Source organism: Rothia similimucilaginosa (assembly GCF_029850985.2).
In the GTDB taxonomy this organism is placed as follows: Bacteria; Actinomycetota; Actinomycetes; order Actinomycetales; family Micrococcaceae; genus Rothia.
On the sequence record NZ_CM138149.1, the window covers coordinates 1,152,297 to 1,171,892 of the forward strand.

Annotated in this window: 15 protein-coding genes; 7 read left to right on the forward strand and 8 right to left on the reverse strand. The window is 59.8% G+C overall.

Annotated elements, in window-relative coordinates; translation table 11 throughout:
* Positions 1 to 92 precede the first annotated feature (92 nt).
* The 7 genes from QFX07_RS04860 to QFX07_RS04890 all read left to right on the forward strand — a co-directional run bounded on the left by QFX07_RS04860 (position 93) and on the right by QFX07_RS04890 (position 10,138).
* Positions 93 to 1,226, forward strand: coding sequence for an ABC transporter ATP-binding protein (locus QFX07_RS04860; RefSeq protein WP_279754901.1), 1,134 nt, complete (start codon positions 93 to 95; stop codon positions 1,224 to 1,226).
* Positions 1,223 to 2,125 carry an ABC transporter permease gene (locus QFX07_RS04865; RefSeq protein WP_279754900.1) on the forward strand — a complete coding sequence of 301 codons (903 nt, stop codon included), beginning with the start codon at positions 1,223 to 1,225 and terminating at the stop codon, positions 2,123 to 2,125. The genes QFX07_RS04860 and QFX07_RS04865 overlap by 4 nt, the downstream gene beginning before the upstream one ends.
* Positions 2,126 to 2,829: 704 nt before the next feature.
* Complete coding sequence (gene tkt, locus QFX07_RS04870; protein ID WP_279754899.1) at positions 2,830 to 4,932, forward strand: transketolase; 2,103 nt, start codon at positions 2,830 to 2,832, stop codon at positions 4,930 to 4,932.
* Between the two features lie 176 nt (positions 4,933 to 5,108).
* Positions 5,109 to 6,212, forward strand: coding sequence for a transaldolase (gene tal, locus QFX07_RS04875; protein ID WP_279739803.1), 1,104 nt, complete (start codon positions 5,109 to 5,111; stop codon positions 6,210 to 6,212).
* Between the two features lie 311 nt (positions 6,213 to 6,523).
* The gene (zwf, locus tag QFX07_RS04880; RefSeq protein WP_279754898.1) at positions 6,524 to 8,071 is read left to right on the forward strand and encodes a glucose-6-phosphate dehydrogenase; all 1,548 of its coding nucleotides are present in this window, start codon (positions 6,524 to 6,526) and stop codon (positions 8,069 to 8,071) included.
* Positions 8,068 to 9,054, forward strand: a complete 987-nt coding sequence (locus QFX07_RS04885) for a glucose-6-phosphate dehydrogenase assembly protein OpcA (RefSeq protein ID WP_279739799.1) — start codon at positions 8,068 to 8,070, stop codon at positions 9,052 to 9,054. Before zwf ends, QFX07_RS04885 begins: the two co-directional genes overlap by 4 nt.
* Positions 9,047 to 10,138, forward strand: coding sequence for a 6-phosphogluconolactonase (locus QFX07_RS04890; protein ID WP_279754897.1), 1,092 nt, complete (start codon positions 9,047 to 9,049; stop codon positions 10,136 to 10,138). Before QFX07_RS04885 ends, QFX07_RS04890 begins: the two co-directional genes overlap by 8 nt.
* A gap of 108 nt (positions 10,139 to 10,246) precedes the next feature.
* On the opposite strand, the gene QFX07_RS04895 is transcribed toward QFX07_RS04890, so the two are convergent.
* The 8 genes from QFX07_RS04895 to gap form a co-directional block, all read right to left on the reverse strand.
* Positions 10,247 to 12,892, reverse strand: coding sequence for a hypothetical protein (locus tag QFX07_RS04895; protein WP_279755022.1), 2,646 nt, complete (start codon positions 12,890 to 12,892; stop codon positions 10,247 to 10,249).
* Positions 12,893 to 13,352: 460 nt separating this feature from the next.
* Positions 13,353 to 13,790 carry a hypothetical protein gene (locus QFX07_RS04900; RefSeq protein ID WP_279755023.1) on the reverse strand — a complete coding sequence of 146 codons (438 nt, stop codon included), beginning with the start codon at positions 13,788 to 13,790 and terminating at the stop codon, positions 13,353 to 13,355.
* 186 nt (positions 13,791 to 13,976) lie between these two features.
* On the reverse strand, positions 13,977 to 14,234 hold the full coding sequence (gene secG / locus QFX07_RS04905) for a preprotein translocase subunit SecG (protein WP_279740740.1): 258 nt from the start codon (positions 14,232 to 14,234) through the stop codon (positions 13,977 to 13,979).
* A 108-nt stretch (positions 14,235 to 14,342) separates the two neighbouring features.
* On the reverse strand, positions 14,343 to 14,807 hold the full coding sequence (locus QFX07_RS04910) for a hypothetical protein (protein ID WP_279740737.1): 465 nt from the start codon (positions 14,805 to 14,807) through the stop codon (positions 14,343 to 14,345).
* A gap of 229 nt (positions 14,808 to 15,036) precedes the next feature.
* The gene (gene tpiA, locus QFX07_RS04915; RefSeq protein ID WP_005509126.1) at positions 15,037 to 15,813 is read right to left on the reverse strand and encodes a triose-phosphate isomerase; all 777 of its coding nucleotides are present in this window, start codon (positions 15,811 to 15,813) and stop codon (positions 15,037 to 15,039) included.
* Between the two features lie 243 nt (positions 15,814 to 16,056).
* Complete coding sequence (locus QFX07_RS04920) at positions 16,057 to 16,302, reverse strand: hypothetical protein (RefSeq protein WP_279755024.1); 246 nt, start codon at positions 16,300 to 16,302, stop codon at positions 16,057 to 16,059.
* Positions 16,303 to 16,493: 191 nt separating this feature from the next.
* Positions 16,494 to 17,717: a phosphoglycerate kinase gene (locus QFX07_RS04925; protein ID WP_279755025.1), complete on the reverse strand. Its 1,224-nt coding sequence runs from the start codon at positions 17,715 to 17,717 to the stop codon at positions 16,494 to 16,496.
* A gap of 345 nt (positions 17,718 to 18,062) precedes the next feature.
* Positions 18,063 to 19,067 (reverse strand): type I glyceraldehyde-3-phosphate dehydrogenase, encoded by a 1,005-nt coding sequence (gene gap, locus QFX07_RS04930; protein WP_279740731.1) that lies wholly within the window; start codon positions 19,065 to 19,067, stop codon positions 18,063 to 18,065.
* Between the last annotated feature and the right edge of the window lie 529 nt (positions 19,068 to 19,596).

Consider the following 19,596-nt stretch of genomic DNA (forward strand, 5'->3'; position numbering starts at 1 on the left):
TTGAGTCGTACCGAGCGTGCTTTAAACGTGAGTTAGGGCATAAGATGAAGGAACACACTCTCATTCATCGAAAAAATCGAAAGTGACAGTTTATGGAGACCACCACCGCGGGCCAGCAGGATCACCCGGGGCGTGCATCCGCCGCACCAACAGCACACGCTGAACACCACACAGAGCCCAGCGCCTCACCCACCGCACGACGACGCACCGTCGCTGAAGAACCGGCGCTGAGCATTAAAGACCTCATCAAAGAGTTCAAACCTTCACGCGCCTTCCGCACCAAATACCCCGAACGGCTCACCGCCAGCGGGCTCTACCGCGCCGTCAACAAGGTCAACCTGCGCGTCTTCCCCGGTGAGGTGGTTGTCCTACTCGGAGCCAACGGTGCCGGTAAAACCACGACTCTCGCTTGCGCGCAGGGTCTACTTAAACCCACCCGCGGTACCGTACGCCTCCTCGGAGAAAACCCACTGCAGGCGGACCCAGAACTGCGCGCTAAGGTCGGCATTATGCTCCAGGACGGCGGCCTGCCCAACGCCATGCACCCCATTCCGTTACTGGAACACATCTCGACCATGTACACCGACCCGTACCCGGTCGAAGAGCTCGCAGAACGCCTTGGTATTGACACATTCAACGGCACCACTATTCGCCGCCTCTCGGGTGGTCAGAAGCAGCGCGTCTCCCTTGCCGCAGCCCTCATCGGCCGCCCGGACGTGCTCTTCCTCGACGAGCCCTCCGCGGGCCTGGATCCGCAATCACGCAACGTCGTCTTCGACATCATTCGTGAACAGCGTGAACTCGGCACCGCCATTGTGCTCACCACGCACCTGATTGACGACGCACAGAAGCTCGCCGACTACGTGTACATCATTGAAAACGGCGCCACGGTTCAGGAGGGTACCGTTTCCGAGCTCATCGCCAGCGACGGCACGAACCGTCTGCAGTACAGTCTGAACGCGCCCACCCTCACCTGTGAGCAGCTACTGCCCGCGCATCTGCGTGCCGGTGTGGAGCTCATCGAGAAGGTGCCCTACACCCCGGCTCGTGACGGCACCCCATCCGTGCCCGGCGAGTATGAGCTGGTCGGTGCGCTACGCCCCGAGCACCTGGCGGCATTCACCGCGGCACTCGCCGAGCACTATCTCATGCCGATTTCTCTCACTATGGAACCGAAGACTCTTGAGGATGTCTTCCTCGACATTTCAGGACGTGATATCCGATGAGCAACACCGCACGCACCGACAACAAACGGACTGCTCAAAACCCGATAGAAGAGAACCGCGCAGAGGGGAACCTAATGGAAGAACACGCCGCGAACCTCCGCCCCAAGGTCTCTTCTATTGACGAAGATGAGGAGTACATTCCCCCGCGTGCGAACTACCCGCTCGTGCGCGTGATTGAGCAGGGCCGCTACGAAACCATGGCGATGCTACGCAACGGCGAGCAGCTGATGCTCAACATTATTTTTCCCGTCATGGCGCTCATTGCCCTGCGGTTCACCGGTCTGATTGATGAATACGCGAACTCGGTGGGGGTCTCCCGCATGGATGCGGCGGTCCCCGGCGTTCTGGCGCTCTGCGTGATTTCTACGGCGCTGTCGGGTCAGGGCATTGCTACCGGTTTTGACCGTCGCTACGGCGTGCTGCGGTTCCTGGCGACCACTCCCCTGGGCCGTGACGGCCTGATTATGGGCAAGTGTATTGCGGTGCTGGTGGTCGTGGCGATTCAGTTCACCCTGGTTGCGGCGCTCGGGTACGGCCTGGGGTGGCGCCCGGACGCTATCGCCCTCTCGCGCTCCATCATCACGATGATTATGGGTGCTGGCGCATTTACGGCGCTGGGTCTGCTCATTGCCGGTACGGTGCGTGCGGAGGCGACCCTCGCCATCGTGAATATTGCCTGGGTAATTCTTGCCGGTGCCGGCGGTGTCGTGTTCCCGCTGAACTCCTTCCCTGACTGGTACGCCGGAATTGTGGCCTGGTCACCCTCGGCAGCTCTGGGTGATGCGTTGCGCGGCAACTTCATTCAGCACCAGTGGCTTGCCGACCCTCACTGGGTCATCATCGTGTGGACCGTGGTCATTGGATTTATTGCCTCACGCAAGTTCAAGTGGTCCGACTAGCAGCAGCGTAAATGCAGACAATACAAGAGCAGACAGCGCTTCTTGTCATCACAGGTTAAAAGCAGGTTAAAAAGGTGGGCGCCGGATATGTTCCGATCATATCCGGCGCCCTATACACTGACCTTTCGTCCCTTAGATCGCGTACAATACACACGCTACGGGACGAAATAAAAGCCCTCTTCTCCAGAACCTTTTATCTCACAACCACAGTAAGATAATCGACGGTTTCCACGCGGAAGAGGGGCTTCAATCACCGAGATGTAGACCGACCCAACCACTGTTTCGGTCTACAACTTTGCTACTCAACCTTGACATGAGCTTCACCAATTACACAAAAATGTTACGAAACTGAACAATATTCAGCCACAAGCTCAGAAATGCAGCTCAGATATACACCGCGAACTCCGCGCAGCCCCCCCCCACAACCTGCACCATAACGGCGCATCACCCCCGCTTTACCCTCGCATTACCCCCCCCATCCCCGTATCATCCTGTGAATGTCTGCATTCACACATCGGATCATCCCGCCTCCTGAACTATCCTGTTAAAACAAAAGGGTCGAAACAAACCTCCCAGCTCACCGCACCTACCGGGGTACCTCCCGGCGCGGGAATAAGCACGCCCGAAGGCACGTTACACCCAACGGACAGCGCGCTAGCACAAGCCTGCTGGCGCATCCACTCACATTGTGAAAGGACACCCACGTGGCAGAGAACTTCCAGTGGACAGAAACCGACCAGCGCGCCGTAGATACCGCACGTATCCTCGCTGCAGACGCCGTAGAAAAGGTCGGATCCGGTCACCCCGGAACCGCAATGAGTCTGGCTCCGGTCGCATACCTACTCTTCCAGAAGATCATGAACCAGGATCCCGCCGACGACCGCTGGGAAGGCCGTGACCGCTTCATCCTCTCCCCCGGCCATACCTCCCTCACCCTGTACACTCAGCTGTTCCTCGGCGGCTACGGCCTGGAAATGAGCGATCTGGAAGCCCTGCGCACCTGGGGTGCTCTCACCCCCGGCCACCCCGAATACAAGCACACCAAGGGTGTAGAAATCACCACCGGCCCGCTCGGCCAGGGCCTGGCATCCGCCGTTGGCTTCGCCTACGCACAGCGCCGTATGCGCGGCATGTTCGACCCCGAAGCAGCACCGGGCACCTCCCCCTTCGATCACCACGTCTACGTCATCGCCTCCGAGGGTGACGTTCAGGAAGGCGTCACCGCCGAGGCGTGCGCGCTCGCAGGTCACCAGGAGCTCGGCAACCTGATTGTCGTCTGGGACCGCAACCACATCTCCATTGAGGAGGACACCGACGTTGCATTCACCGAGGATGTAGCAAAGCGCTACGAGTCCTATGGCTGGGATGTTCAGCGAGTGGACTGGACCCGCACCGGCGACTACGTTGAGGACGTCGCAGAACTGTACGCCGCTATTGAGCGTGCGAAGGCTGTCACCGACAAGCCCTCCTTCATTGAGCTGCGCACCGTCATCGGCTACCCCGCCCCCACTAAGCAGAACACCGGCGCAGTACACGGTTCCAAGCTCGGCGCCGATGAGGTTGCTGCCACTAAGGAACTGCTCGGCTTTGACCCCGCCAAGAGCTTCTTCATTGAGGAGAACGTGCTGGCACACACCCGCCAGCTTGTTGAGCGCGGCGCAGCGGCGCACAAGGCATGGGACGAGAAGTTCGAGGCATGGGCCAAGGCAAACCCTGAACGCTCCGAACTGTACAGGCGCCTCGTTGCAGGCGAACTGCCCGCAGATTACAAGGGTGCTTTCCCCTTGTTCGAGGCTGGCACCTCCGTGGCAACCCGTGCGGCATCCGGCACTGTCATCAACGCTATTGCTGACACCTTCCCCGAACTATGGGGCGGCTCCGCTGACCTCGCTGGCTCAAACCTGACCACTATCAAGGGTGCAGAGTCCTTCAACCCGGCATCGCGCAGCACCGAAGACTGGACCGGCAACCCCTACGGCCGTGTGCTGCACTTCGGTATTCGTGAGCATGCTGCCGCAGCAATCGTTAACGGTATTGTGCTCTCCTCCCCCACCCGCGCATTCTCGGGCACCTTCTTCGTGTTCTCCGACTACCAGCGCCCGGCTGTTCGCCTCTCCGCACTGATGGGCGTTCCCTCAGTGTACGTGTGGACCCACGATTCCATTGGTGTGGGCGAGGACGGCCCCACCCACCAGCCGATCGAGCACCTCTCCGCCCTGCGCGCTATCCCCGGCTTCGACGTGGTTCGCCCCGCGGACGCTAACGAAACCGCCGTCGCATGGCGCACCATCCTGGAGAAGTCCGATCGCCCCGCAGGTATCGTACTCTCCCGCCAGAACCTGCCCGTCTGGGCTCGCGAAGACGTGCATGCAGACGCTGAGGGCGAAAAGTTCGCTTCCGCTGAGGGCACCGCACGCGGCGGCTACATCATGGCTGATACCGAGGGCACCCCGGACGTCATCCTGATCGCTACCGGTTCTGAGGTTGAGCTGGCCATTCAGGCCCGCGCAACTCTCGCAGAGCAGGGCATCGCCGCTCGCGTGGTTTCCATGCCTTCGCGTGAGTGGTTCGCTGAGCAGGACGCAGAATACCGCGAGTCGGTTCTGCCCTCCTCGGTTGCCGCCCGTGTCTCCGTTGAGGCTGGCCTGGCAATGAGCTGGTACGACCTACTCGGCACCGCCGGCCGCGCCGTATCTATAGAGCACTTCGGTGCCTCCGCCGATGCAAAGACCCTGTACCGCGAATTCGGTATCACCTCGGAAGCTGTCGTGGCTGCTGCTAAGGAATCCATCGAGGCAGCAAAATAAAACTTTGTCCACTACATCCGTCTGAGTATGCACCCTCTTAGGGCACATATATGAGGTGGTTGTGGTGAACGACGGGTAGGCTCCGGCTCATATTACTGAGCCGGAGCCTACCCAACCCCGGCAGTTTTTTACCGTTATCCAAATTTTATTTCTGACAAAGAATCGAAGGTTTTCACATGTCTGAGTCCACTCAAAAGCTTTCCGACGCTGGCGTCTCCATCTGGCTTGACGACCTCTCCCGTGAGCGTCTGACCAGCGGCAACCTCGCCGAACTCATCGAGACCCACAATGTCGTCGGTGTGACCACCAACCCCACCATCTTCGCTGGTGCGCTCGCCAAGGGTGCCGCATACGCTGAACAGATGCGTGAACTTGCCGCAGTCGGCGCAAGCGTTGAAGAGGCAGTCTTCGCCGCGACCTGCGACGACGTACGCGCAGCCTGCGACGTATTCGCACCCGTCTATAAGGCATCCAACGGTTTTGACGGCCGCGTCTCCATCGAGGTTGACCCTCGCCTGGCACGCGACGCCGAAGGCACCGTCAAGATGGCACATGAACTCTACGAGCGTGTGGGCCGCGAAAACGTCATGATCAAGATTCCTGCAACCCAGGAAGGCCTGCGTCCCATCGCTGAGACCCTGGCTGCTGGCATCAGCGTGAACGTGACCCTGATTTTCTCCCTGACCCGCTACCGAGAGGTCATCAACGCCTACATGCTCGGCCTGGAGCAGGCGCTGGAAAACGGTAAGGACCTGTCCACCATCCACTCGGTCGCATCCTTCTTTGTCTCCCGCGTAGACACCGAAATTGATGCGCGCCTCGAAGCTGCCGGCGGCGACGCTGCGCAGCTTAAGGGCAAGGCAGGTCTGGCAAATGCACGCCTCGCCTACGAGGTGTTCGAGGAAATGTTCTCCTCCCAGCGTTGGGCACGCCTGCAGGCACACGGCGCGAACGTACAGCGCCCGCTGTGGGCATCCACCGGTGTGAAGGACCCTTCGCTGCCGGACACCCTGTACGTCACTGGCCTGGTCGCACCCAATACCGTGAACACCATGCCCGAGGCAACCCTGAACGCTGTTGCTGACCACGGTGAAATCACCGGCAACACCATCGTGCCGAATTACTCCGAATCCAACAAGGTTCTGGACGCTATTGGTGCCGCAGGTGTCTCCTACACCGAGGTCGTAGAGAAGCTCGAGATTGAGGGCCTGTCCAAGTTCGACGTTTCCTGGGAAGAAGTGCTGCAGACCGTCCGTAAGGCGCTTGAGCAGGCCAAGTAACCATACCCATTAGCTGCTGACATTCAACAGCTGCTCAACTGTAGCGCGCTACCTACCGCTACGGATACGCACCACCTCACGTATATGTTGGTAAGCACCCAACCCACCCGGATTCTTGCAGAGATTCTCACCGGGCTTCACCGCCCGAAGCGTCCCAGAGAATTTAGGCGGGTTAGGTGCTCCTCATATCGTCCCGTCAAAACCGGTACAATACAGGGTACACACCTTCCAGAATGCGGCATCCCCTCCGTGCGAATAAGGTACGAACCGCGCGCCGCACGAACCAACCAAGGCAATCAAAGGAATATATTGTGACTAACGGTCATGAAGCGAACCCCCTCAGGGATACTCGCGACCGCCGCATTACCCGCATTGCGGGGCCGTCCGCGCTCGTTTTCTTTGGCGTAACCGGTGACCTGGCCCGCAAGAAGCTGCTTCCGGCAGTATACGATCTAATGAACCGCGGTTTGCTCCCCCCGAGCTTCGGCCTCGTCGGCTTCGGCCGCCGTCCCTGGAGCGATGACGACTTCCGCGCCTACGTGCGTGAATCTGTTGAGGCAAACGCCCGTACCCCCTTCCGTGAGGATGTGTGGAACCAGTTCCAGCAGGGCATGCGCTTCGTTGAAGGTGCCTTCGACGACGACGCAGCCTATGAACAGCTCAAGAGCACCCTCGCAGAACTCGATGAGCGTGGTGCCCACGGCAACCACGCATTCTACCTGTCGATTCCCCCAAAGGCATTCGAGCAGGTTCTCACCAAGCTCGCTGAACACGACCTCGCATCCGGCGATAACGACACCATCAACCCCGTCGACGGTTGGCGCCGCGTGGTCATCGAAAAGCCCTTCGGTCACAACCTTGAAAGCGCACGCGAACTGAACTCCATCGTGGAGGCAGTCTTCCCGCCCGACGCAGTGTTCCGCATCGACCACTACCTCGGCAAGGAAACCGTGCAGAACATCCTGGCAATGCGTTTCTCCAACCAGATGTTTGAACCGCTCTGGAACTCTAACTACGTTGACCACGTCCAGATCACCATGGCCGAAGACATCGGCATCGGCTCCCGCGCAGGCTACTACGACGGCGTGGGTGCAGCCCGCGACGTCATCCAGAACCATCTGTTGCAGCTGCTCGCCCTCACCGCTATGGAAGAGCCCCTCAGCCTCGATGCCAAGCACCTGCGCGCCGAAAAAGCTAAGGTCCTCGAAGCACTCCGCATTGACGATCTGCCGAACTCCTTCGCGCTCGGCCAGTATGCTGCAGGCTACCAGGGCGGAGAACACGTCAACGGCTTCTTCGACGAAAATGACATCCCTGCAGACTCCCGCACCGAAACTTTTGCGGCGCTGAAGGTCTCCATCGCAAACCGCCGTTGGGAAGGCACCCCCTTCTACCTGCGCGCCGGTAAGCGCCTGGGCCGCCGCGTCACCGAAATCGCGGTGGTCTTCAAGAAGTCCTCCGACCGTCTCTTCGGCGAAAGCGAAAACCTGCAGGCAGGCCAGAACGCCGTCGTTATTCGTGTGCAGCCCGATGAGGGTATGACCATCCGCTTCGCTGCGAAGGTCCCTGGCACCCAGATGGAAATCCGCGACGTCAACATGGACTTCGGCTACGGCCACTCCTTCACCGAAGAGTCCCCCGAAGCCTACGAACGCCTCATCCTGGACGTTCTACTCGGCGAACCACCGCTGTTCCCCCGCCACGAAGAAGTTGAACTCTCCTGGAAGATTCTCGACCCCTTCGAAGAGTATTGGGAAGAAAACCGCATTAAGCCTGAACCCTACGAGTCCGGTTCGTGGGGTCCGCGTTCAGCGCACGAAATGCTCGAACGCGACAACCGCGCTTGGAGGCGCCCGTGATCTCGCACCTGCACAACACCACCGTTTCTGCCATCAACAAGGAACTGAGCCAGTTGCGCGCCAACAACGGTAGCCTCAGCAGCGGACGAGTACTCACCCTCGTTGTCCTCGCGGAAAAGGGCCATTCCCGCGAAGCAATGCGCGCCGCAATTCGTGCCTCCCACGAACACCCGAGCCGCATTATCGTACACATCTCCCACGACCCGCTCGACCCCGACCAGTTGGATGCAGAAATCCACCTTGGCGGCGACACTGGCGCATCCGAGATGATTGTTCTGCGCGGTTGGGGTAGCGCATCCCGCCCGACTGAAGCACTGATTTCCGGTCTGCTACTGCCTGACTCCCCGATTGTGGTCTGGTGGCCGCACTCAGTTCCGGAGAACCCAGCACAGCACTCCATCGGTCGTATCGCTCAGCGTCGTATCACCGACTCTGCGCGCGCTGAGGATCCGAAGGAAGCTCTCAAGCACCTCGCCGAGGTGTACCGCGCCGGGGATACCGACCTGGCGTGGACCCGCCTCACCCTGTGGCGTACCCAGCTGGCTGCGCTCCTGGAGCAGATGCCTTCCTCCCCCGTACACCGCGTGGTTGTGTGGGGTTCGGACAAGTCCCCCTCCGTGGTTCTGCTCGGTACTTGGCTCGGTTGGAAGCTTGAAGCGCCCGTACACCTCGCGACCATCGGTGCGGCAAACCGCGGCCTGTACCGCGTCAGCATTGAGCGTGAAGACGGTTCCGTGACAATGTTCCGCCCCGGTATTTCCGTGGCGACTATTTCCACCCCGTACGCACCCGATCAGCAGATTGCGTTGCCGGTGCGTACCCTCGCCGAGTGCATCTCTGAGGAGCTGCGCCGCCTCGACCCGGACGACACCTACAGTGACGTGCTGAAGCAGGCGCTGCGCACCGTAACCCTCGTGGACGATACCTGCCAGCCTGAAGACATGCTGGATCTCGAAGAATACCCGGAGGTTTTCGATGCCTAAGATTCAGAACATGGGCGCATCCACCCCTACCCTGGTGACGCACCCGACCCGCGAGGCTCTCGCAGCAGACGCGGTGACCCGGATCCTCGACATCATTGAGCACGTGCTCTCTGAGCGCACCATCGCCCACATTTCGCTGACCGGCGGCACGATGGGTATCGCTACCTTGAAGGCGTGGGCTGAGAACGAGCGTGTGAAGAATATCGACTGGTCCCGCGTGCACTTCTGGTTCTCCGATGAGCGTTACGTGCCCGAGCGCAGCCCCGAACGTAATGACGGTCAGGCTATTGAGGTGCTGCTCGCTCCCCTGCTTTCGCACGGCCTGGTCGTAGACAATGTGCACCGCATGGGTCCGTCCGATATTTTCACCGGCCTTGAGGCTGCCGCCGAGCACTACGCCTTTGAGATGCGCGACTACGCCGGTTCCGCACCGGCTATGAGCGTGCAGATGCCTGAGGGCGCAACCGAACTACCGCTGGCTGGCGGTCACGGTGGCGGTGCAGGTCACGAGCACGGCGGCTCTGGCAGCTGTGGTTGTGGTGGCGGCGGTTGTGGTTCTTCCGCACCCGAGCAGTCCATCGAAGAGACCACCTTGGAAGACTTCGACGCTGCCGCTGAGGCTTCTGAGCCCGCAGGTGGTTGCGGATGCGGCGGCGGAGGCTGCGGTGGTGGCCAGTGGCCCGCACCGGTCTTTGACATCACCCTGCTGGGCATGGGCCCGGATGGTCATATTGCTTCCCTGTTCCCGGGCCGTAAGCAGGTTCTGCTGGGTACCGGTCTGCCGGAGGATCCGGTTGAGGGCGGTAAGGCTGTGACCGTGATGGTTTCTGATTCGCCGAAGCCGCCGGCTGAGCGTGTGTCGGTGACCCTGCCGATTATCAATAATTCGCGTCACGTGTTCTTCCTCATCACCGGTGAGGATAAGCAGGATGCGACCAGCCGCCTTCTGGCTGGCGCGAAGCTGGACGCTGAGGATCTGAACGCGCAGCTGCTGCTGGAAACCCCGGCGATGGGTGCGCGCGGTAAGAAGCAGACCCTGATTTTTGCGACCGAGGAGTCGTTGGCTCCTGAGAACCGCCCGTAAGGTTCTGGTTCTGAATCAGTTCTGGTTCGGTTCTGAACTGCACCAAACATAGAAAAGTGGAGCCCCGGATAGACACCTATCCGGGGCTCCACTTTTCGCTACGCCCGCCTACTTTTCAGTAGCGGCAGGATTCTGCGGCTGCTGTTCATGGGGCTGCTCCGCTTCGTTTTCGAAGCTCACGTACAGTGCCGCCAGTGACGGAACCGTCGCCTCCAGCACCTTCTGCGCCTCCTCAGCGGTCGGTGCGAGCTTCGCGCCGGTAAGTTGCAGATACTCGCGCACCGTCATGGGCTGCGCCCAGTCAAAGTGCTCACGCACGGCGGTGATATTTGCGCCTGACTGCAGCACGTTAATGCCATGGGCCAGACCGATATCCGTCACCTTCACGATAGCGTCGGTCTCCCCCGGGATATCGTACGGGTCGCAGTTCTGCAGATCTACAATGAACGGCAGCACGCCGCGGCTCTCAGCGCGCAGAGTGAACTTGGTGTGCACCTGACTCACCTCGTGCACCTCACCCACACCCACGGCGGGAACCACCATGAAGCCTGCCTGCAGGTCGTTCACCGCGTCTAGGGTGCGTACCTCCCCGAAGCCTGAGTATAGCTGCACCACCGGCACGAGGTAGCGCACCTCCGCCTTGAGCGCCTTACGAGCCTCAATATCGATGTACTCCCATGCACCACCAGTACCGTCTGTAATGTCACCAGAGTGGTGCGCGTAAATGGCGTCCTGGCTGTTCTTCACGGTCTGCGACCAGTAGCTGATCTTGTCCATGTAGTTGCCTTCAGCATCAAACATCATCAGCGATAGATCAATGTCCACACCCTCATTCCAGAAGCAGAAGAGGCGAATCACGCCGGTGGACGGCAGGTGCACCGTCGAGGTGTTGTAGCGGCCCATACCGTCCAGGGAGGGGCGAGCGCTGCGGGTGTTCAGCGGCATGATCGTATCGCCCACCTCGTCAGGCAGGTAGATGCTGGTCTCGGCAAGGCGACCGGACAGGCCAATTTCGACCAGGCGCTCCAGCAAGTCCAGCACCACCGGGCTGTACTCGCGCGCCGGAATCATGGTAGCGATACCGGTCTTGGACAGGTTCATGCGCTGCGGGGCGGCAGGCTTAGCCTTCTGGTCAGAAGCCTCACGGCGCTCTCCGCGCTGGCTTGCGGCAGGTTCGGAGCCGACCGGAATGGACGGCAACGGGTTCTCCGGGCCGGAATGAGCGCCAAAGAACGAGCCCAATGGGTTCGGGATACCCGCATTCTGCATGAGGTTCTGAACCATCGCGATGCCCTCTGAGTTGCGGCGCGAGTAGTCAGCAAGCTCCCGGTCCTCCTGCCCCGCCACCGGGTTGACGGGGCGCTCCTTCGGCGGGTTTGCGAGCGCGTTACGTTGCAGGGTCACCAGGTTGCGGATCTGCACCAGGATAGGCGCAGATACGCGCGGCGCCACGGCGGCAAACGCGTCAAAGATGACCTGCTGGCCGGGGCTCGGCGCGGTATCAATGCCGTAGCGGGGTGTTTCAAAAGTGTCCAGGGCGCGCACCAGCTGGCGTGCAAACACACCGGGGCGGGTGGAGAGCAGACGTGCCACGTTCTGCGCATCCCGAGTTGCGTAGGCGCGGTCTACCAGCGACTCGAAGCTGTGCACCTCACCGCGGTACAGGTCGTCAGCCCAGTGGCTCAGCGCGGCCAGCGACGGGTAGTCGCCGGGGTGAACCGCCTTGACGAGGCGCTTGTACATTTCGGCGTTGGGTGCGCTGTCGTAGCGAGCGCCGACCGGGTCGTCATCAATAATGCGGTTGAGCAAGTGGGCGATGCGGGTGCGTTCGCTACGGCGCAGCTTCAGGCGCGGCGCGGCGCTCAGGCTCAAATCCCCCACCGTGCCGTTGAAACGCAGACGCGAGTATGCGGCGGCGAGGGCGAGCGCCTCCTTCATGGTGCGCAAATGCTCGGCATCTTCGGGATGCAGGCAGGCGGCGATGAACACGCGGTTTTCGCGGCTGGTGTTCTCCGGTCGGGTAGCCGGCAGCGCGTCATGCTGGGCGAGGAAACGGCGCAACGCCACAAGGTCGCGCTGGTCGGTCTGGTTGTACGCCTGCTGCTGACCGAGCAGCTGCTGGTAAAGGGCATCCGCCATGATCAGGGCATTTTGCACGCCGCTGACCATCTGCAGGGGTCGGCGGTTGCGTTCCATACTGGTGAAGTTGGAGCGACTCATCGGCTGCTGCCACTCGTAAGGCACGTAGTTCTCGGGCAGACCACCAAGGATGCGCTCGGTGCCGTCCGGGTTGTAGTACGGGTTGGAGAGGTAGTGCATGATCTGCTCGGTGTAGCGCTGCTCGTCGGTGAGCGTCAGGGCGCGCAGATCAAAGTCGCGGCGGAATACGCGGCCGGGGCGGTACCCGTATTCGTAGGACCAGATGGTCGCGAACAGGGCAAATTCGTTGGCGCTGGCGTTTAGCGCCTGGGCGAGGGACTCGTTGCTGAGGGTCAGACCGCAATTGCTCAGGAGGGATACTCGCCCCAGGTCGGTGTCGAATGCGCCGGAGTGGTGTAGCTCGTTAATGCTCGAGTAGTTCGAGCGGTAGTAGGGGCCATACAGGTCGGTGAAGACGTACACGCCGTAGCGGCGCATCAGGATGAGGCGCACGAGGGGGCTGAGGCCCTCGGGTGCTTCGCCGTGAAGGTATGCAGATTCGTTAAGGTAGGGTGATTCTTGCAGGTAGGGGGATGCGTCATAGGGATTGGTCACGGGTCGTCCTTTCCGTTGGTCTCACCTGACTGTCACCGTCGGTGGTGTATCTATGTTCTTATCGTAGCGGCGTGGGCACGAGTTGTCGCTGGGTTTGGTCATCGGGACCTGCGGTGTACATCTTCGCGGGGTGCAACGGACCGTTACGTATCGCGGAGTTTGGGCGGCGCTTATCCGGTGTTTGTGTATCGGTCGCTTGCTGATCTGTTGGCTGCTCACCTGTTGGCCGCGTGGGAACGGGGTTAAAAGAAAAATGGCGGGAAGCGAAGAATCCGATAAATATAAGAAAAGATATTTCAGAAAGTAGGACTCTTCATGATCCGCCATTACCTATAGAGTACTCCCGCCCCGCGACGGTGGTCAAGCCTTTTCGTCACCGAAGCATGCTCTGGGGTTTTTACCCGCCGGTGAGGCTTTAGCTAAGGGGCAAGTAGCCTCACCGGCAGGTCGGTTTTTCGGGCTAGGACTTGCCCAGTAGCGCGAGCACGGCGCGCAGGGGCGGGTTGACGTCTACGTTGGTGACGCCTACGGCGCTGTGGCTGGCGTCGAGTGCGCTGGAGTCAACGTCGAGGCGCGCGTACACTCCGCAGCAGACGCTGAAGGATTCGAAGCGCAGGCCTTCGGCGGTGCTGGTGACGACCGGGTCTGCGGCGCGTAGGGCTCCGGCGAGGGAGCTGGGCGGCACGTAGAAGCGGGTGCGGGCGACCCTGGCGACGACCAGTAGTGCGGTGGCGTAGACGTCTGCTCGTTCGAGGAACCCGGAGAAGAAGTACGGGTGAGAGGCGGCACCTTCGGGGGTACTGCCGCCGCTGGTGGCGAGGCTGAGCGCGCGGGAGTCGGCGCCGTCGATGAGGGCTGACGGGGCGGTGTACGTGTAATCGAGGGTGTAGGCGCTCATGGCTTCTTTGCCTTTCGTATGTGGTGTATACGTCCTATGATGCCGTAAAGACTCGCGCCCCGCTACCGCTTTCATGATTGCCGTTTGGTGCATAAAAAATCCCCGGCATTCTCGGTTGAGAAGTGCCGGGGAAAAGCTCTATTGGCTCACCCTCGATGGGGTGGGCGTGGGCTCTGACGAGGGCGACTAGACGACGATCTGGCCGTTGAAGCGCATTGCCAGGCCGTACAGGACCACTGCGATAACCCAGATGACGATCACGGTGACGGTCAGGCGGATCAGGTTCTTGGACGCCATACCGGAGGAGTTCAGGGAGTTGGTCATACCGCCGCCGAACATGTCGGAGAGGCCGCCGCCCTGACCGCGGTTGAGCAGCACAAGCATCACCGCGATCACGCTGGTGATGGCGATGATGACCATGAGTACGTTCATGATGACGACCATGGGTACCTTCCTTCGTTGTCTTCTGGTGGGGTGCCTGGACTGCGCGGGCGCAGACAGACGGGTTTAACTATACGCTACGGCCGCCATTCGGTCACGTTAAGCGGCTTTTTACGCGTCGCGGTTGCTACGGCGCTGGTATTCGCTGGGGGTCAGCTGCAGGGCTGCGGGGCGGTCGGTGAGCACACGCTGGGCAGTGAGTTCGTCGCCTTCAGTGTCGTAGGCGCGCACGTATCCGCTGTCGATGAGGTAGTAGGTGAACTGCTGTGCGGCTGCCCAGTAGGCGCCTCCTTCAGCGTAGAAGCCCTGGTCTACCCAGTCGCGCAGGGTGAGGGTCACGGGGATTTCCGGTGAGGAGGTGCGACTGTAGAGCTGGTCAAGGAATTGGTCGCGACGGCTCTCGAAGTACTGGTATTCGGGCGAGGGGTCCTGGTACTCTGCACCGCCTGCGTAGCCGATGTTGCCGCCGACATTGCCGGGTAGGCGCGGGGCGCTCACTTTGCGGTTGCGCAGATAGCTGTAGAGGATCATGCCGACGAGGGCTGCGACGACCAGGGAAAAACCAAAGCTGAACATGCCGTTAAGTGTACGGGGCAAACCGCAGGGTTGGCGTATTCTGGGTGGGTTTTGTGGTTAGGGGCGAACGCGCCCGGCTCTTACGCCTGAGTCATACACCAGCCTCCTACGCCCGCCCTTTGCCCCCCCCCCGCCGCTAACTCGGTGGCGGGTAAATGGTTCAGCGCCCGGTCGGGTGGGTACCCGCCGGGCGCTGTAACGCTATGAGACGCTATGCTGCGTCGAAGTTTTATGCGTCGAAGCGTGCGATTGCTGCGAATTCGTCAGCCTGCAGGGATGCGCCGCCGACGAGTACGCCGTCCACGTCTTCCTTGCCCATGATGGAGGGTGCGGAGGAGGACTTGACGGAGCCGCCGTAGAGAACGCGTACCTTCTCTGCAACGTCTGCGGAGTAGAGCTTGGCGATTTCTGCGCGGATTGCTGCGGACATTTCCTGTGCGTCGTCTGCGGTTGCAACTTTGCCGGTGCCGATTGCCCAGACGGGCTCGTATGCGATGACGAGGGTTTCTGCCTGCTCTGCGGTCAGACCTGCGATGGAGCCGCGTAGCTGCTCGAGGGTGTACTCGACGTGGGTTCCTGCTTCGCGGATTTCGAGGGGCTCACCGACGCAGAGAACGGGGGTCAGGCCGTGCTTGTATGCTGCCTGGACCTTTGCTGCGCAGAGCTCGTCGCTTTCGTGGTGGTAGGTGCGGCGCTCGGAGTGGCCGACGAGTACGAAGGTTGCGCCGAGCTTGGAGAGGAATGCGCCGGAGATTTCGCCGGTGTATGCGCCGGAGTCGTGGACGGAGAGGTCCTGACCGCCGTAGAGGATGTCCAGCTTGTCGCCTTCGACGAGGGTCTGCACGGAGCGGATGTCGGTGAAGGGCGGGAAGACGGCTACTTCGGTTGCGGAGAAGTTGAAGTTTGCGTCGTCGAGGGTCCATGCGAGCTTCTGGACGAGGGTGACTGCCTCTGCGTGGTTGAGGTTCATCTTCCAGTTGCCTGCGATGAGGGGCTTACGCGACATAGTTCGCTCCTTAGCTCTCCCGCGCGGTATACCGTACGGGGTTGTTGTTCGGAATTTTCCTTTTCTATTTTAGAGGTTTGAGGGCATATTTTCACGGTTTTTGGCGCTTTTTATGCTCTCTGATGAGCATCCTCACCCTACGTTCACTGATTGTGTTGAACCCGGATACGAAGTACCGGCAGGGTGGAGCTTAGAGGACTATACCCTGCCGGTATTCTGCCGGTGGTGTTTGTCTACGGTGTGTTAGTAGCCGCCTCGGAGGCCGCCGCGGAAGAGATACGCCTCAATGCAGAAGAAGGCAATCGTCAGAACAATCACAAGAAGTCTTATGGCGAAGGAACGGCTCCAGGGCAGTTTTCGGATAGCAATCTTCTCAACGATGAGCGCCGCAATAGCACAGTAGGTGAAGCAGACGCACAGCAAAACAACAAACGAAATGATGAGAGTAGCCGTTGCTACCGAGGAAGATTCCCAATAGGCGTATTGCATCCAGCGGTAGGGAGCGTTTGTGATGAAGTAGCAGTGAATCCACCGGTGGGGAGACAGATGAGCGAGTAGAGGCCCATACGCTTGGGCTCTGCGGGGGCGAGCATCCAGAAACCCCCGCGGGAACGGTACCGAAGTACCGCCCGGCGGGGGTTCCTTACACTAAAACCGTGTACTAAATCTGTGCATCCAGATTAGGCGCCCAGTGCCTCCAGGCCGGGCAGGGTCTTACCCTCAATGTACTCGAGGGAAGCACCACCACCGGTGGAGATGTGGCCGAACTGCTCATCCTTGAAGCCCAGGTTACGGACTGCAGATGCGGAGTCGCCACCACCAATGATGGAGAATGCGTCAGACTCGACGATTGCCTTTGCTACAGCGCGGGTACCCTCAGCGAAGGGAGCAATCTCGAACACGCCAACGGGGCCGTTCCAGAAGATGGTCTTTGCCCCCTTAATCTTCTCAGCGAAAATCTCAGCGGTCTTGGGACCAATGTCCAGACCCTCAGCCTCTGCACCGAGCTTGCCGCCGGTCAGGTCCTCAACGGGGCGGACCTCGGTGTTAGCGTCAGCGGAGAATGCGTCAGCCCAAACAACGTCCACTGCGGTAATAATCTCGGTGCCCTTCTCGGGAGCTTCCTTCAGGTAACGCAGAACGTTCTCGACCTGGTCCTTCTCCAGCAACGACTGGCCGACCTCGTAGCCCTTTGCGTATGCGAAGGTGTAGCCCATGCCGCCACCAATGAGGATGGTGTCAGCCTTTCCGATCAGGTTGTCAATCACGGCGAGCTTATCAGAAACCTTAGCGCCACCCATGACCACAACGAAGGGACGCTCGGGGTCGTTCAGGGTCTTAGCCAGAACGTCAACTTCCTTCTTCACCAGGTCACCCAGGTATGCGGGCAGACGCTTAGCAACGTCGTAAACGGAAGCGTGCTTGCGGTGAACTGCGCCGAATGCGTCGTTCACGTATGCGCCGTTCTCGCCGGTCAGCGCGACCAGTTCGTCAGCGAATTCGCCGCGCTCTGCGTCATCCTTGGAGGTTTCGCGTGCGTCGTAGCGGACGTTCTCAACGACCAGAACTTCGCCGTCAGCCAGGGCTGCTGCCTTAGCCTTTGCGTCCTCGCCTACCAGGTCGGTTGCAACCTTCACGGGCACGGATGCCAGCTCAGCCAGACGTGCAGCTGCCGGTGCGATGGAGTACTGGGGGTCGACCTTGCCCTTGGGACGGCCCAGGTGTGCGGTCACGATAACGCGTGCGCCAGCCTTGGCAAGCTTCTCAATGACGGGCAGGGATGCGCGGACACGGCCATCATCGGTGACAACGCCGTCCTTCAGGGGTACGTTCAGGTCGGAACGGACCAGAACGTGGCGGCCTGCGACGCCTTCTTCGAGCAGTTCGGACAGTGCCTTAGCCATAGGAATTCCTCCTGGATAGGTGGGTTTATATACCGTTTCCATCATACCGAATACTAGGGTGTTTAACAGCCTAAAAAATAGCTTTTATATGGTGTTTTCCGCAGAATATCGCGGATATTGACACTCTCTAAAACCTATTTTCTTACGGTATTTTTGACTCAAAAAGGGTGACAGAAAATAGCATGTTTATACGTTATTGAGGGTTTGTATTCAAGACCCTTGTCAAAGAGCCTTGGTACAGCAAACCCCGACTCCCCCGCTTTATGCGGTGGTGCCGGGGTTCACTATGCGTTAGTCACGCGGGGTGACGCTTACACTCGGTGAGCGTCGTAAGCCTATTGGGGCTTAGAGGGATGCCACAACCTTGTTGGTGAACATCACGAGGCGCGAAACGTAGCCGTACTCGTTGTCGTACCAAGCGATAACCTTCACCTGGTCGCCGATGACCTTGGTCAGCGGTGCGTCGAAGACGGTGGAGATGGACTCACCCTCGATGTCCTTGGAGACGATGGGGTCCTCGTTGTACTTGATGATGCCCTTCATGGGGCCCTCAGCTGCTGCCTTGATTGCTGCGTTGACTTCCTCAACGGTGACCTCACGGGAAGCGGTGAAGGTCAGGTCGGTGATGGAGCCGGTGATGGTGGGAACGCGGACTGCGAAGCCGTCCAGCTTACCCTTCAGCTCGGGCAGAACCAGACCAACAGCTGCTGCTGCACCGGTGGAGGTGGGGACCATGTTCACGGCTGCTGCGCGTGCACGGCGCAGGTCGCTGTGGGGAGCGTCCTGCAAACGCTGGTCAGCGGTGTATGCGTGGATGGTGGTCATCAGACCCTGCTTGATGCCGAATGCATCATTCAGAACCTTAGCCATCGGAGCGAGGCAGTTGGTGGTGCAGGATGCGTTGGAGACGATGTGGTGGTTAGCTGCATCGTACTGGTCGTCGTTCACGCCCATGACGAAGGTGCCGTCGATGTTCTTACCGGGAGCGGAGAGGATAACCTTCTTAGCGCCAGCCTCGATGTGTGCCTTTGCCTTGGTGCCGTCGGTGAAGAAACCGGTGGACTCGAGGACTACGTCAACACCCAGGTCCTTCCAGGGGAGGTTCTGGGGGTCACGCTCAGCGAGGATCTTGATTTCCTTGCCGTCAACAACCAGTGCGCCTTCCTTGACCTCAACCTCTGCGTTGAAGCGACCCATGATGGAGTCGTACTTGAGCAGGTGTGCCAGGGTCTTAACATCGGTGAGGTCGTTGATTGCGACGATCTCGAAGCCGACGCCCTCGGTCTGAGCTGCGCGGAAGAAAGTTCGGCCGATGCGGCCGAAGCCGTTGATTGCTACGCGTACGGTCACTGGAGTATCTCCTTGTCAGTGCGTTGGTGGCGGTGTACAAATCCGATGCCTTGTAGACTCTGGTTTAGTCGGATTCGTCCGTGCTCTATGTTGCCCGGTTCGTTCCGCCGTTGTTGGTAACAATCCTACCCTAGTTTGTGTGTGTTTTGGTGTGTTCTATCAATAAATTTTTGTGAGTTACACCATGAAAACCGGTAAAAACCCGTTGTTTTCTGTTGTTTTGCGTTGTGTTCACCCTTAGAAAATGTTGCGATACGGTTACGGCAACATAAACACACGCGAAACACACATTTGCTAAAAACCGCACCATATCAAGGCAAAATCTGAGGGTAAAAAATACCCTTTCACCTGCGAATGGGTTCCAATGACACCCGATACGCTCGCACACGGTGCAAATTATCACCCAAAAACAGACGACCCCAAAGTAAGACACACCACAGCCTTAAAAAGGGCTAAATACGCTCCCGATGTACAAATTGAGCATATTTCGTGTCGCATTTCGTGTCACCCTCGGCGCATCATACGAAAA